This is a genomic window from Mesorhizobium sp. WSM4311, assembly GCF_002295115.1.
GTDB lineage: Bacteria > Pseudomonadota > Alphaproteobacteria > Rhizobiales > Rhizobiaceae > Mesorhizobium.
On the sequence record NZ_NSFV01000004.1, the window covers coordinates 33,233 to 46,659 of the forward strand.

At 63.5% G+C, this 13,427-nt stretch carries 12 protein-coding genes and 1 riboswitch; of the genes, 4 read left to right on the forward strand and 8 right to left on the reverse strand.

All coding sequences use genetic code 11. From position 1 onward, the window contains the following. Positions 1-268 precede the first annotated feature (268 nt). Complete coding sequence (gene araD1, locus CK226_RS11030; RefSeq protein WP_095771975.1) at positions 269-1,261, forward strand: AraD1 family protein; 993 nt, start codon at positions 269-271, stop codon at positions 1,259-1,261. A 249-nt stretch (positions 1,262-1,510) separates the two neighbouring features. Here araD1 and CK226_RS11035 read toward each other — a convergent pair whose 3' ends face one another. Next, a complete protein-coding gene (locus tag CK226_RS11035) occupies positions 1,511-2,605 on the reverse strand; it encodes a 2'-deoxycytidine 5'-triphosphate deaminase (RefSeq protein ID WP_095771893.1) in 1,095 nt (364 codons plus the stop codon). A gap of 138 nt (positions 2,606-2,743) precedes the next feature. Beyond that, positions 2,744-2,821, forward strand: a riboswitch (SAM riboswitch). Positions 2,822-2,877: 56 nt separating this feature from the next. Between CK226_RS11035 and CK226_RS11040 the strand changes: the two genes are divergently transcribed. Next, complete coding sequence (locus CK226_RS11040; protein WP_095771892.1) at positions 2,878-4,068, forward strand: O-succinylhomoserine sulfhydrylase; 1,191 nt, start codon at positions 2,878-2,880, stop codon at positions 4,066-4,068. Between the two features lie 33 nt (positions 4,069-4,101). Here CK226_RS11040 and CK226_RS11045 read toward each other — a convergent pair whose 3' ends face one another. Further along, on the reverse strand, positions 4,102-5,253 hold the full coding sequence (locus CK226_RS11045; RefSeq protein WP_095791878.1) for a ceramide glucosyltransferase: 1,152 nt from the start codon (positions 5,251-5,253) through the stop codon (positions 4,102-4,104). Positions 5,254-5,481: 228 nt separating this feature from the next. Between CK226_RS11045 and apaG the strand changes: the two genes are divergently transcribed. Further along, complete coding sequence (apaG, locus tag CK226_RS11050; protein ID WP_010913396.1) at positions 5,482-5,874, forward strand: Co2+/Mg2+ efflux protein ApaG; 393 nt, start codon at positions 5,482-5,484, stop codon at positions 5,872-5,874. A 37-nt stretch (positions 5,875-5,911) separates the two neighbouring features. On the opposite strand, the gene CK226_RS11055 is transcribed toward apaG, so the two are convergent. The 3 genes from CK226_RS11055 to CK226_RS11065 form a co-directional block, all read right to left on the reverse strand. Beyond that, the gene (locus CK226_RS11055) at positions 5,912-6,943 is read right to left on the reverse strand and encodes an Hsp33 family molecular chaperone (RefSeq protein WP_095771890.1); all 1,032 of its coding nucleotides are present in this window, start codon (positions 6,941-6,943) and stop codon (positions 5,912-5,914) included. Between the two features lie 129 nt (positions 6,944-7,072). Further along, the gene (gene argF, locus CK226_RS11060) at positions 7,073-7,984 is read right to left on the reverse strand and encodes an ornithine carbamoyltransferase (RefSeq protein ID WP_095198318.1); all 912 of its coding nucleotides are present in this window, start codon (positions 7,982-7,984) and stop codon (positions 7,073-7,075) included. Positions 7,985-8,000: 16 nt separating this feature from the next. After that, entirely contained in the window at positions 8,001-9,200 is a 1,200-nt protein-coding gene (locus CK226_RS11065) for an aspartate aminotransferase family protein (protein WP_095771889.1), read from the reverse strand. Between the two features lie 357 nt (positions 9,201-9,557). Between CK226_RS11065 and CK226_RS11070 the strand changes: the two genes are divergently transcribed. Continuing rightward, entirely contained in the window at positions 9,558-10,076 is a 519-nt protein-coding gene (locus tag CK226_RS11070; RefSeq protein WP_095771888.1) for a GcrA family cell cycle regulator, read from the forward strand. Between the two features lie 64 nt (positions 10,077-10,140). On the opposite strand, the gene CK226_RS11075 is transcribed toward CK226_RS11070, so the two are convergent. The 3 genes from CK226_RS11075 to CK226_RS11085 form a co-directional block, all read right to left on the reverse strand. Beyond that, the gene (locus tag CK226_RS11075; protein WP_095771887.1) at positions 10,141-11,148 is read right to left on the reverse strand and encodes a magnesium and cobalt transport protein CorA; all 1,008 of its coding nucleotides are present in this window, start codon (positions 11,146-11,148) and stop codon (positions 10,141-10,143) included. Positions 11,149-11,245: 97 nt separating this feature from the next. Beyond that, complete coding sequence (phoU, locus tag CK226_RS11080; protein WP_095771886.1) at positions 11,246-11,971, reverse strand: phosphate signaling complex protein PhoU; 726 nt, start codon at positions 11,969-11,971, stop codon at positions 11,246-11,248. A gap of 108 nt (positions 11,972-12,079) precedes the next feature. Further along, the gene (locus CK226_RS11085) at positions 12,080-13,345 is read right to left on the reverse strand and encodes an ATP-binding protein (protein ID WP_095791879.1); all 1,266 of its coding nucleotides are present in this window, start codon (positions 13,343-13,345) and stop codon (positions 12,080-12,082) included. Positions 13,346-13,427 lie beyond the last annotated feature (82 nt).

The window sequence follows — 13,427 nt, forward strand, 5'->3', positions numbered from 1 at the left end:
GCATCGCGGTTTTCCCACGGGAATTGCGTGAAAACAAAATACCGGGAGCGGACCGAACTGCTCCGGCGAGGCAACGAGGAAGGCATACGGGTCACATCGCGGCGCTGCCGGCAACCGACCGGCACGAAGAAGTTCCCTCAAGGAACCAGGCCCCGCGAGCGCAATCCGAACGGAGAATTTCACCCGTGGCATGGGCGACGTCCCAGCCGCGCTTGGGAAGGTTTGCCGCGGCGGCAGCCATGCCAACGCACATGAGAGAGGATTGATCATGCTGATCTCGCAGATTCTCGATGACGCCGAGACCATCCGCGTCGTTGCCCGCAATGGCGGCAAGACCCGGATCATCAACGGCGCCCGCAGCGTCTATTCGCTGGCGATGGAGGCGGCCCGCACCGGCGTCGGCCTGGCCACCCTGATCGAGCGCAAGGGGCTCGGCGAGACGGTCGACCTCGATGCCGCCTACAAGAAGGGGCGGCTGTTGTCGCCGATCAATCACCCCGACCCGGCGCATCTGCACCTCACCGGCACCGGCCTGACCCATCTCGGCTCGGCGGCGACGCGCGATTCCATGCACAAGAAGCTCAGCACCGATGGCGAGGAGCAGCTCACTGATTCCATGAAGATGTTCCGCATGGGACTGGAGGGGGGCAAGCCCGCCAAGGGCCAGGTCGGCGTGCAGCCGGAATGGTTCTACAAGGGCAACGGCACGATGGCCGTGGCGCCGGGTGCCGCACTCCTGTCACCGGCCTTCGCCAAGGACGCCGGCGAGGAACCAGAGATCGCCGGCATCTATGTCATCGGCGATGACGGCGCCGCCTTCCGCGTCGGCTTCACGCTGTCGAACGAGTTTTCCGACCACGTGACCGAGCGGGTGAACTATCTCTTCCTCGCCCACTCCAAGCTGCGCAACGCCTCGTTCGGACCGGAGATCCTGATCGGCGACCTGCCTTCCGACATCCGCGGCACCTCGCGCATCGTGCGCGACGGCAAGACGCTGTGGGAAAAGCCGTTCCTGTCGGGCGAAGCGAACATGTCGCACACCATCGCCAATCTGGAACACCATCACTTCAAATATTCGGCGTTCCGCCAGCCGGGCGACGTGCATGTGCATATGTTCGGCACCGCGACGCTGTCCTTCGCCGACGGCGTCAAGACCGAGGCCGGTGATGTGTTCGAGATCGAGGCCGGGGATTTCGGCCTGCCGCTGCGCAACCCGCTCGAGATCGAAAAACCAGTGAAGGTGGCGGTGAAGGCGCTTTGAGATAGCGCCAATATCCTGGGAGAGAAAATGAACGGGATGGGGCTTGGTTTCATCTTAGCGGGCTTGGCCCTATCCCTCGCCTGTTCTTCCTCCGTGGCTTACAGCGCCGGGCGGCGCCTGCCGCCGACAGGATCCATTTCGAGATCTGCATTTTCTTGTTCGCCTTGAGCGCCGCCATCCCGGCGACCGACAGGCCAGCCACGCATGATGTGCCGGCAGGCAAGTATCTTGCCTGGCGGCAATCGGGGTTCAGCGCGCGGCGCGGAAATGCTTGGAGAGCTTCAGGCCCTGTGCCTGGTAGTTGGAGCCGAGATCGGTGCCGTAGAGCGCCTGCGGCCGCTTCAGCATGTGCTCGTAGACCAGCCGGCCGACGATCTGGCCATGGTCGAGGATGAACGGCACTTCGTGGCTGCGCACTTCAAGCACCGCCCGGCTGCCGGTGCCACCGGCCGCCGAATGGCCGAAGCCCGGATCGAAGAAGCCGGCATAATGGACGCGAAATTCGCCGACCAGCGGGTCGAAGGGCGTCATCTCGGCAGCATAGAGCGGCGGCACATGCACCGCCTCCTGGCTGACGAGAATGTAGAATTCGTCCGGATCGAGCACCAGTTCGCCGGCGCCGCTCTTGTGGATGGGTTCCCAGAAATCGACGACGTCCTGCGCGGCGCGCTTGTCGACATCGACAAGGCCGGTGTGATGCTTGCCGCGATAGCCGACCAGCCCGTCACCGTCGCCCTTGAGATCGATCGACAGCGCGATGCCGCCGCCCGAAATATTCGGGGGCTCGGTGGCGACCAGCATCTGCGCGCGGTGCAATTCATGCAATTCGGCTTCCGAGAGCAGCGCGTTGCCGGTGCGGAAGCGGATCTGCGACAGGCGCGAGCCGGTGCGCACGACGATCGGGAAGGTGCGCGGGCTGACTTCCAGGTAAAGCGGACCGTTGTAGCCGGCGGCGATCTTGTCGAACTCGTGGCCACGGTCGGTCATGACGCGGGTGAAAATGTCGAGCCGCCCGGTCGAACTCTTCGGATTGGCCGAGGCGGACACGGTTGGGGGCAGCGCAAGGCTTTCCAGCAGCGGCACGATGTAAACACAGCCCGTTTCCAGCACCGCGCCATCGGCGAGGCTGAACTCATGCAGCTTCAGTCGGTCGAGTTTGTCGGCAACCCGATGATCCGGACCCGGCAGGAAGGACGCCCGCACCCGCCAGGCCTTGTCGCCGAGCCTGAGATCGAGGCTGGCCGGCTGGATCTGGTCGGCATCGAGCGCGCGCGGCGACTTCAGCGCGCCGGACTGGAACAGCGCCGAGATATCCTGATCGGGAAGAATGCCTGTCTGCCGCAAGGCTCCGCTCCTAGGCCAGACGATTTTCCTGCCGCAGGTTCTCGCCGCAAAACCGTGAAACGCTTTTGCGGAACCTGCTTGGTACAAACCTCTTAATGAAGCCGGCAATTGACGCAAGCGTGGTACGGGTCTAAAGGGTCGTTATCCCGTGGTGATTTGGCCGGTCGGCTTGCAGCCACGTTAAACAAGTCGCTAAAGGACCGTTGGCCGCGAGGCCGTATGGACCGGTTGCGACTTTCGCGACCGGTTTTTTTGTGTCTGGAACAAAAGCAATGAGCAGCAAGAAGCGCAACTGGAAGCCTCAAACAGCCCTCGTGCATGGCGGAACCCTGCGTTCCGGCTTCGGCGAGACCTCCGAGGCGATGTACCTGACCCAAGGCTATGTCTATCAAACGGCGCAAGCCGCCGAAGCCCGCTTCAAGGGCGAGGAGCCGGGCTTCATCTATTCGCGCTACGCCAATCCGACCGTCGACATGTTTGAAAAGCGCATGTGTGCGCTCGAAGGCGCCGAGGATGCGCGCGCCACGGCATCGGGCATGGCGGCGGTGACGGCGGCCCTTCTTTGCAGCGTCAAGGCCGGTGACCACATCGTGGCGGCGCGCGCGCTGTTCGGCTCCTGCCGTTGGGTGGTCGAGACGCTGGCACCGCGCTACGGCATCGAGGCGACGCTGGTCGACGGCACCGATATCGCCAACTGGGAAAAGGCGGTCAGGCCCAACACCAAGCTGTTCTTCCTGGAAAGCCCGACCAACCCGACATTGGAAGTGGTCGACATCGCTGCTGTGGCTGCGCTCGCCAATTCGATCGGCGCGCGGCTTGTCGTCGACAATGTCTTTGCCACGCCTCTCCAGCAGAAGCCGTTGCAGCTCGGCGCGCATATCGTCGTCTATTCGGCCACCAAGCACATCGATGGCCAGGGCCGCTGTCTCGGCGGCGTGATCCTGTCGGACAAGAAGTGGATCGACGAGAATTTGCATGACTATTTCCGCCACACCGGCCCCAGCCTGTCGCCCTTCAACGCCTGGACGCTGCTGAAGGGCCTGGAGACGCTGCCGCTGCGTGTGCGCCAGCAGACGGAGAGCGCCGGCAAGATCGCGGATTTCCTCGCCGAGCAGCCGCAGATTGCCCGCGTCATCTATCCCGGCCGCGCCGACCATCCGCAGGCCGAGATCGTCAAGAAGCAGATGTCGGGCGGCTCGACGCTGATTTGCCTCGACGTCAAGGGCGGCAAGCAGGCGGCTTTCGCCCTGCAGAACGCGCTCGACATCGTGCTGATCTCGAACAATCTCGGCGACGCCAAGAGCCTGATCACCCATCCGGCGACGACCACGCACAAGAATTTAAGCGAAGAGGCGCGCGCCGAACTCGGCATCGGGCCAGGAACGCTCAGGCTGTCGGTAGGCCTTGAGGATACCGACGACCTTCTGGAAGACATCGCGCAGGCGCTGAAGGGCGCCAAATAGGGAGCCGTCGAGGCAGCGTCGTCCGCGCCGCGATCAGGCGCGCGACGACGCCTCTTCCAGTTCGGCGGCCTTGGTGCCGATGATCATCGCATTGCCGCGCCAGTCGACGGCGCCGCCGAGCCAGCCGCGCGCCCACATGGTTGGAAGCATCAAGTCCCGCGCAATCATCGCCGCGACCGTGCGCGGCGACAGGTGCCAGCCCTTGGACCAGGCCAGGGCGCATTCCGGTAGATAAAAGGCCGCCAGCACGGCGATGGCCGTCAGCGGCAGGCTGAAGCCGGCGCTTGCCGCCGCAACCAGCGCAAGCGCCAGCGGCACCACCGCGCCCGTCAGGATTTCCGGGGCGAAGAACCGCGGGAAGGTTACGCGGCGCAGGCGCGCCCAGCGGGCCTGGCGTGACCAGATCGTGCCAAGCGTGCGCCTGCCAAGCGGCTGCTCGAAGGGTGCCGCGACGAGATTGACGCATAGGCCAAGCCCATTGACCAGCTTGGTCGCGGCGGCGTCCTCGGCGATTTCGGCGGCCAGCGCGCGGATGCCGCCATTGGCATCCAGCATCGGCTTGTTCCACAACATGCTCTTGCCCTGGGCGAAGCCAAGGCCGAGCGCCTCGCCGGCATATTGCCAGCGGGCCTGCAGCGTGTTGAGGAAGGCGCATTCGACCTCGGCCCAGAAGCCCTCCGGCCGCGAGCCGATCGGTGTCGAGCAGACAAGGCCGGTATCCGGCTGCCACGCCGCCATCAGATGCTGGATGTAGTCTCTCGGCATCAGCACGTTGGAGTCGGCGAGGACGACCCAGTTGTGCCGCGCGGCTTCCCAACCCTTGACGCAATTGTTGAGCTTGGGATTGGCGCTGACGCGGTCGTCACCGATCAACAGCCGGGCCGGCACTTTTGGAAAGCGGCCAATGGCGGCGCGGATCAACCTGGCCACCGGATCGTCGCCATGGGCAACGCAGAAGATCAGCTCGTAGCGCGGCCAGTCGAGCGAGAAAGCGCGCTCCAGCGTCTCCTGCGTGAACGGCTCGACGCCGCGCGAGGGTATGACGATCGATACCGGCGGCGATTTGCCGACCGGCGGTGCGATCGTGGTGCGCCGTCCCAGCTGTGAGGCGGCGAGCAGGATACTGGCGAGGTTTGAGGCAATGAGAGCGGACGACAGCGAGGCGGTTATGAGAGTGAGTTCCATCGAGATCCGGTCACTCCAGAAAAACCGGCCGGTGTGGCGGCCGTTTTCGACAGTTCGACAGAGCGCCCGAGTCGCCCGGCATTGGTCGGCGCACCCCATCATTGTCATGTGTCACTTAAATGACATTCTTTGCCGGCACCTGCGTTTCAAGACGAGGCGCGACAAGACGCGCTCGTTGATCTGCTCGCCGGGAGCGCCGAAAGGTATCGGATCGTTTTGGAGCCGCTTATGTACCGCGCCGTCACGCGCAACATCGAAGTGCAGGTCAGGCCGTTCTACCTCGAGGACCGCTCCGATCCTTCCGAGAACCGCTATGTCTGGGGTTATCAGATAACGATCGACAACCAGTCGGACGAATTCGTGCAGCTTCTGTCGCGTTATTGGCACATCACCGACGGTGCCGGCCGGGTCGAGGAAGTGCGTGGCCCGGGTGTCGTCGGCGACCAGCCCGAACTCAATCCCGGCGACAGCTATCAATACACGTCCGGCTGCCCGCTCTCGACGCCATCAGGCATCATGGTCGGGCACTACACGATGCGCAACAAGCGCGGCGAGACTTTCGACATCGCCATCCCGGCATTTTCGCTGGATCTGCCGGGGACCAGGCGTACGGTGAATTAGCGTCCTTCTCCCCGTTTTACGAGGAGAAGGACTGGCTTTATTGCGCGGCAAATTCCGCCGGATCGAAGTCGTACTGTGTCGAGCAGAATTCGCAGGCGACGTGGATGCCGCCATCCTCGGTGCTGTCCTTGATCTCCTGCGCGGAGAAGCCCTCGAGGATGCCGCGGATCTTGTCGCGCGAGCATGAGCACTGGTCGGCGACGGGAACGCCGCCGAAAACCCGCACGCCATGCTCATGGAACAGGCGATAGAGCAGCCGTTCGGTACCGATCGTCGGATCGATCAGCTCAGTCGGCTCGATGGTGCCGAGCAGCGCCAGCAATTCCTGCCAGGAATTGTCGGTGGGATCATGGATCTCCTCGCGCGGATCGCCATCGCCGCCGTGCAGGTCCGGAACGCGCATGCGATCGGACGCCTGCGGCAGGAACTGCGCCAGGATACCGCCGGCGCGCCATTGTTCGCGCGCGCCGCCGACGCCGGGCGTCAACAGCTTGGCCACGGACAGCCTGATATCCGTCGGGATCTGCTCCGACTGGCGGAAATAGGTGCGCGCCGCGTCTTCCAGCGTCTCGCCGTCGAGCTGGACGATACCCTGATAGCGCTGCGTATGGGCGCCCTGGTCGATGGTCAGTGCCAGCACACCGCCGCCGAGCAGTGTCTGCTGGGACGTTTCGCCTGCGGCGACCAGTGCCTCGAGGCGATCGGCATCGAAGCGCGCATAGGCACGCAGCGCCGACGGCGTGGTGAAATCCGCCACCAGCATGTCGACCGGCCCATCGGTGCGGGTCTGCAGGATGAACTTGCCCTCGAATTTGAGCGAGGTGCCGAGCAGCACCGTCAGCACACAGGCTTCCGCCAGAAGGCGGGCGACCGGCTCGGGATAATCGTGGCGGCTGAGAATGGCGTCGAGCATCGGCCCGAGCTGCACGGTACGGCCGCGCACGTCGAGCGGGCCGACCTCGAACGGCACGACATGGTCGTCGCCGGCATAGCCGAACTCGCCGAGTTTGGGGTGATGTTCAGTCACTTGATGCGTTTCCAACATGACAAAGCTCCAGGGCGCGGCCATGCCGCCCCCTGGGGTGCATGCGTCCAAACGCGCTTGATTTGCGTGATGCGGCGCAGATAGGCATCGCGCCTCCGCAGATCAAGCGCCCGGACCTTTCAAACCCCAAGCCACTTCGAACCCCAAGACACTTCAAGCCCCAAGACACCAGGCAAGCACCGCCTTTTGGGCGTGGAGCCGGTTCTCGGCCTCGTCGAAGACCACCGAATGGGGTCCGTCGATGACCTCGTCGGTGACTTCCTCGCCGCGATGCGCCGGCAGGCAGTGCATGAACAGCGCGTCCGGCTTGGCATGCGCCATCAGCTTGGCATTGACCTGGTAGGGCGAGAAGACGTTGTGGCCGCGGGCGCGATGCTCCTGGCCCATCGACACCCAGCAATCGGTGACGACGCAGTCGGCCTGGTCGACGGCTTCCTCGGGCGAGCGGGTGAAGTGCAGCTTGCCGCCATGCGCCTTGGACCAGTCGATATGCTTCTGCGCCGGCTCGCTGCCTTCCGGCACGGCGACGTTGAGGTTGAAGCGGAACCGCGCCGAGGCCTCGAGCAGCGAATGCAGCACATTGTTGCCGTCGCCGGTCCAGGCGATGGTCTTGCCGGCCACCGGACCGCGATGCTCCTCGAAGGTCATGATGTCTGCCATCAGCTGGCACGGATGGGTGTCATCCGTCAGCCCGTTGATCACCGGAACCGTGGCGTTCTCGGTCAGCTCCAGCAACCGTTCATGCGAGGTGGTGCGGATCATGATCGCGTCGACATAGCGCGACAGAACCTTGGCGGTGTCGGCGATGGTTTCGGAGCGGCCAAGCTGCATTTCGGTGCCGGTCAGCATGATGGTCTCGCCGCCGAGCTGGCGCATGCCGACATCGAAGGAGACGCGCGTGCGCGTCGACGGCTTGTCGAAGATCATCGCCAGCACCTTGCCTTCGAGCGGCCGGGTCCGCTCGCCGGCCTTGAGGCGCGCCTTTCGCACCACCGCGTCGTCCAGCATGAAGCGCAGGTCGCCTTCGGAAACGGTGGAAAGATCGGTGAAATGGCGAACTGACATCGGCAATTTTCCGGAATTACTTCGCGGCGGCCACGGCGATGGCATCCGCCAGGCCTTTGGCACCGGCGCGGATGCGGTTGAGCGCTTCGTGGATCTCGGCGTCGGTGACGGTGAGCGGCGGCAGCAGGCGAATGACGTTGTCGCCGGCCGGAACCGCCAGCAAATGCTGGTCGCGCAGCGCCATGTTCACCTTGGTGTTGGGCATGGCGCATTTGAGGCCAAGCATGAGGCCGGTGCCCCGGATGTCTTCGATGACATCGGGAAACTCGTCGGCGATCGCCGCCAGGCCCTGCTTGATCAGCAATGCCTTGCGCTGGACGTCTTCGAGGAAGCCCTCTTCCAGCACCACGTCGAGCACGGCGTTGCCGACCGCCATGGCCAACGGATTGCCGCCGAATGTGGTGCCGTGCACGCCAGCCGTCATGCCGACGGCTGCTTCGTCGGTTGCAAGGCAAGCGCCCATCGGAAAGCCGCCGCCAATGCCTTTGGCGATCGCCATGATGTCGGGCGCAACACCTGACCATTCATGCGCGAACAGCTTTCCGGTGCGGCCGATGCCGCACTGGACCTCGTCATAGATCAACAACAGGCCGTGCTGGTCGCAAAGCTGCCGCAGTCGCTTCAGGGACTGCGTCGGGACCGGGCGGATGCCGCCCTCGCCCTGCACCGGTTCGATCAGGATCGCGGCGGTTTCCGGCGTAATCGCCTTCTCGGCGGCATCGATGTCGTCGAAGCCGACCTGGTCGAAGCCTTCGACCTTGGGGCCGAAGCCTTCGAGGTATTTGTACTGGCCGCCGGCCGCGATGGTCGCCAGCGTGCGGCCATGGAAGGCGCCTTCGAAGGTGATGACGCGGAAGCGCTCGGGATGCCCCTTGACGAAATGGTAGCGCCGCGCCGTCTTGATCGCGCATTCCAGCGCCTCGGCGCCGGAATTGGTGAAGAACACCTTGTCGGCGAATGTGGCATCGGCCAGGCGCTCGCCAAGCCGGCTCTGCCCGGGAATCTCGTAGAGATTGGAGACGTGCCACAGCTTTGCCGCCTGCTCGGTCAGCGCAGCGACCAGATGCGGATGGCCATGGCCGAGCGAATTGACCGCGATGCCGCCGGCGAAATCGAGATATCGCTCGCCCTTGTCGGTAACCAGCCAAGTGCCTTCCCCGTGGTCGAAAGCCAGGGGAGCGCGAGCAAAGGTCTCGTAAAGCGCCGAACCGCTCATTATATGCGTCTCCGGTACCGGAAAATCAAAAAAGCCGCCAAAGCGGCGGCCTTGTGCGGCTTATCGTGTTTTTCGGCCATGAAGTCAACGAAAAGGTCGCGTAGTGGCACGCGGCAAGCCCCCTGACGAGACGCCGGCTCATAAGCGACCGGCAAGTTGGGGAAAACCGAAAAAACCGATTCGTGTTGCACTTGGGACTCTTGTCACCGAGTCTGCGCATAAGGTAATTGTAGTCGAGAAATAACTAGATTTCGTGCGGCGGACCTAATCACCAGATATATGTGGTGTCTGCCCCAGCAGTGGTGCTGGGTCGGGAAAGGATTCTGATTGCCGCACGCTTAGCAGGAGCGCGGTCTCATGAACTGGACTGACGAGCGGGTCGAACTTCTCAGAAAATTGTGGTCGGAGGGTCTGAGCGCAAGCCAGATTGCTGCCCAGCTTGGAGGGGTGAGCCGAAATGCCGTCATCGGCAAGGTGCACCGTCTGAAGCTGTCGGGCCGCGGCCGCGCAACGGCGACGCCGGCACGCCAGAAGAAGACGACACAGGGCTCGACCGTTCAGAAATCGGTGGCGCGCGCCGCGAGCACGGCTCGCCACGTCACGACATCGATCGGCGCGACCGCCCTTCAGACGCAATTCGACGCCGAGCCGGTGGCGCGGCACTATATCCGCCCAGTCGAGAATGTCGTGGTACCGATCTCACGGCATCTGCAACTCGTCGAGCTGACCGAGCGCACCTGCAAATGGCCGAACGGCGATCCGCTATCGGAGGACTTCAACTTCTGCGGCAACGAGGCCGCCGAAACCGGTCCTTATTGCAAGTACCACGCCCGCGTGGCCTTCCAGCCAGCGGCGGAGCGGCGGCGGAGTCGGTGAGTAGTGAGTAGTATGGGGCGCGTGGAGCACTGTTCACTCCTCACTAATTTCTACTGACTTCCTTTCACAGCCACCCATTCTTGCGAAACCGCCAGTAGAGAAACGCGCAGATCGCCGCGATGGTGGCCAGCACGATGGGGTAGCCATATTCCATCTTCAGTTCCGGCATGTCGGTGAAGTTCATGCCGTAGATGCCGGCGAACGCCGTCGGCACCGCCAATATGGCCGCCCATGAGGCGAGTTTCTTGGAAATCGCCGTTTCCTGGCTCTGACCGACCAGCAGGCTCGCCTCGAAGGCGAAGGCCAGCACCTCGCGCAGGCTGTCGATCTTTTCCTGGACGGTGCGGATGTGATCCGTCACGTCGCGAAAGAGCGGGTGCATGGCTGAATGGATCTGCGGCAGGTCGGCGCTGGTCAGGCGGCGGCAGACTTCCACCAGCGGAAGCGCCGCATTGCGCAGGCGCAGCAGATCGCGGCGCAGCATGTAGAGCCGCTCGATATCGGGGCCGGTCATCGGCTTCAAAAGCACCCGGTCCTCGATCACCTCGACCTCGTCCTCGATCTGTTCGAGCACCGGCATGTAGTTGTCGACGATGAAATCGAGAATGGCGTAGAGAACGAAATCCTCGCCCTTGGCCAGCGAATGCGGGCAGCTTTCCCAGTGCTGGCGCACAGCGGCGTAGGAGGTCGACGGGCCGTGCCTGACGCTGACGATGTAGCCCGAGCCGACGAATAGATGCGTCTCGCCGAAAGTCACCCGTCCTTCGATCAATTGCGCGGTGCGGGCGACGATGAACAGCGCATCGCCATATTGCTCGATCTTCGGCCGCTGGTGCGGATGCTCTGCATCCTCGATCGCCAGCTCATGCAGATGGAACTGGGCCTGGACGCGCAACAGAAGCTCGCGATCCGGTTCGAGCAGCCCGATCCAGACGACATGTCCCGATTTCTTGGCCCATTCGCCGGCTTCCTCGATCGGAATGTCCGCGATGCGCCGCCCGGCCATGTAGACACTGGAGGCGATGATGCCTGATGTCGGCGCCGCGGGCTTGAACTCTCGGACATATTCCATCGCAGCCTCCTGAAAGCAGGCCCCTTATCAAGGCCTGAGAAGCTTAACGCCGGGATAGTTTAGCGCAATATGATCTGGCGTTCGAGAGGATGAACGTTCATTTCGCCGGAAGCGGCGCCGAAAGGCTGATCTTGTCCGTCTTGTCGCCTTTCGGCCGCTCGGCCGGCATCTGGTCGCCGGTGACAATGTAATAGATGGTCTCGGCGATGTTGGTGGCATGATCGCCGATGCGCTCGATGTTCTTGGCGCAGAACAGAAGATGCGTGCAGGGCGTGATGTTGCGAGGATCTTCCATCATGTAGGTCAGCAATTCGCGAAACAGCGACGTGTACATGGCATCGATCTGATCGTCACGGTCGCGCACGAAGCCGATCTTGTCGACCGAGCGCGATGCGTAGACGTCGAGAACTTCCTTGAGCTGGGTCAGCGCCAGATTGGCCAGGGCCTCCAGACCGCGAAACAGGCTGGTCGGCTGGCGGCCGTCGGTGACGGCGACCACCCGCTTGGCGACGTTCTTGCCGAGGTCGCCGACGCGTTCGAGGTCGGCCGAAATGCGGATGGCGCCGACGATCTCGCGCAGGTCGGTCGCCATCGGCTGGCGCTTGGCGATGATGATGATCGCCTTGTCGTCGATCTCGCGCTGCCCCTCATCCAGCACTGCATCGTCGTTAATGACCTTCTGGGCCAGCCCAGGATCGGCATTGACGAGAGCGGCGACCGCCTGCTCGACCATGCGCTCGGCATGGCCGCCCATCGCCGCGATGCGCTTCGACAGATATTTCAGCTCCTCGTCAAAGGCGCTCATTATGTGCACGGACTGCATGGATGAAATGCCTTCCCACGGATTCTTGAGTCGTTTCCTCGAATCCCCGCTGATACGCTAGCCGGATGACAGAAAAAAGAAACGCTTCCAGGGGAAACTAGGGCACTATCAGTGCGTCGGCAAATGAACCGAGAAGGCAGCGCCCTTACCGACCTCGGATTTGATCGTCAGCCTGGCATTGTGGCGCGTCAGGATGTGCTTGACGATGGACAGGCCAAGGCCGGTGCCTTTCTTGGTCCGGCTGGTCTCGACATCGATGCGATAGAAGCGCTCGGTGATGCGCGGAATGTGCTCCTCGGGAATGCCGGGACCGAAATCCCGGATGGTGACGTCGATGCCGGGTTCGGAACCGTCATCGGCGCCCGCGATCGAGACCACGACACGGCCGCCGGACTGGCCGTATTTGCAGGCGTTTTCCAGCAAGTTCTCGAAAACCTGGAACAGCTCGTCGCGATCGCCCGGCACATTGAGTGCTCCCTTGGCGAAATCACGCTCGATGACGACGCTGTTTTCGCGGGCAAGCGGAGCCAGTGAATCGATGACGCTGTCGACGGTCTGGCGCAGGTCGACCTCGGTTCCGGGCTTCAGATAGGGCTTCATCTCCAGCCGGGACAATGACAGCAGGTCATCGATCAGACGCGCCATGCGGCCGGTCTGGTTCTGCATGATCTGCAGGAATTGCTCGCGCGCCGCCGGATCGTTGCGGGCCGGTCCGCGCAGCGTTTCGATGAAACCGGCGATCGAGGCGAGCGGGGTGCGCAATTCGTGGCTGGCATTGGCGATGAAATCGGCGCGCATGCGGTCGATCCTGCGCGTTTCGCTCTGGTCCTTGAACACCAGCACATACAGGTCGGTGCCGTGCCCGACCGAGGACGCGCTGACCCGGTAGGCCCGTTCGACCGGGAGCTTTTCGGTATAGTCGACCACATCGGAGGCGATCGTGCCCGACAGCACGCTGTCGAGCAGCGTCTGCATTTCCGGCGCCCGGAATTTCAGCGGCAGCGACAGGCCCGGCGCGATGCCGCCAAAAGCGGCAAAGGCGGCGGCGTTGGCATGGACGATGGTGGCGGAGCGGTCGAAAATGATCAGCGGGTCGGCGACGGCCGCCGCCAGATATTCGCCCGACAGGCGTTGCAGGCCGACCGCCTCGATCGCGGCGGCATTCTCGGCCGACTGGCGCAGGCCTGCGGCCGGCAGCATCGCAGCGACAAGCAACAGGAGCAGCGCCGGCACCAGCACGTAGGCGGAAATATTGGCAAAGGCAAAAGCTGTCAGAACCGCGACGACACCGGCCGCAAGCAGCCAGCGGCTGTTCCACAGCCGGATGGCCATGGCTTGCGCCACACTTGCCTGCTCTGCGCTTTGCTCAGCCATCCGCGCATCCTATAGCCCTCTCGGGCGCTGTCCGGCCGTATGGCAACTTCCTGCTAGACCGGCATGGAGGCTCCCAATAGCA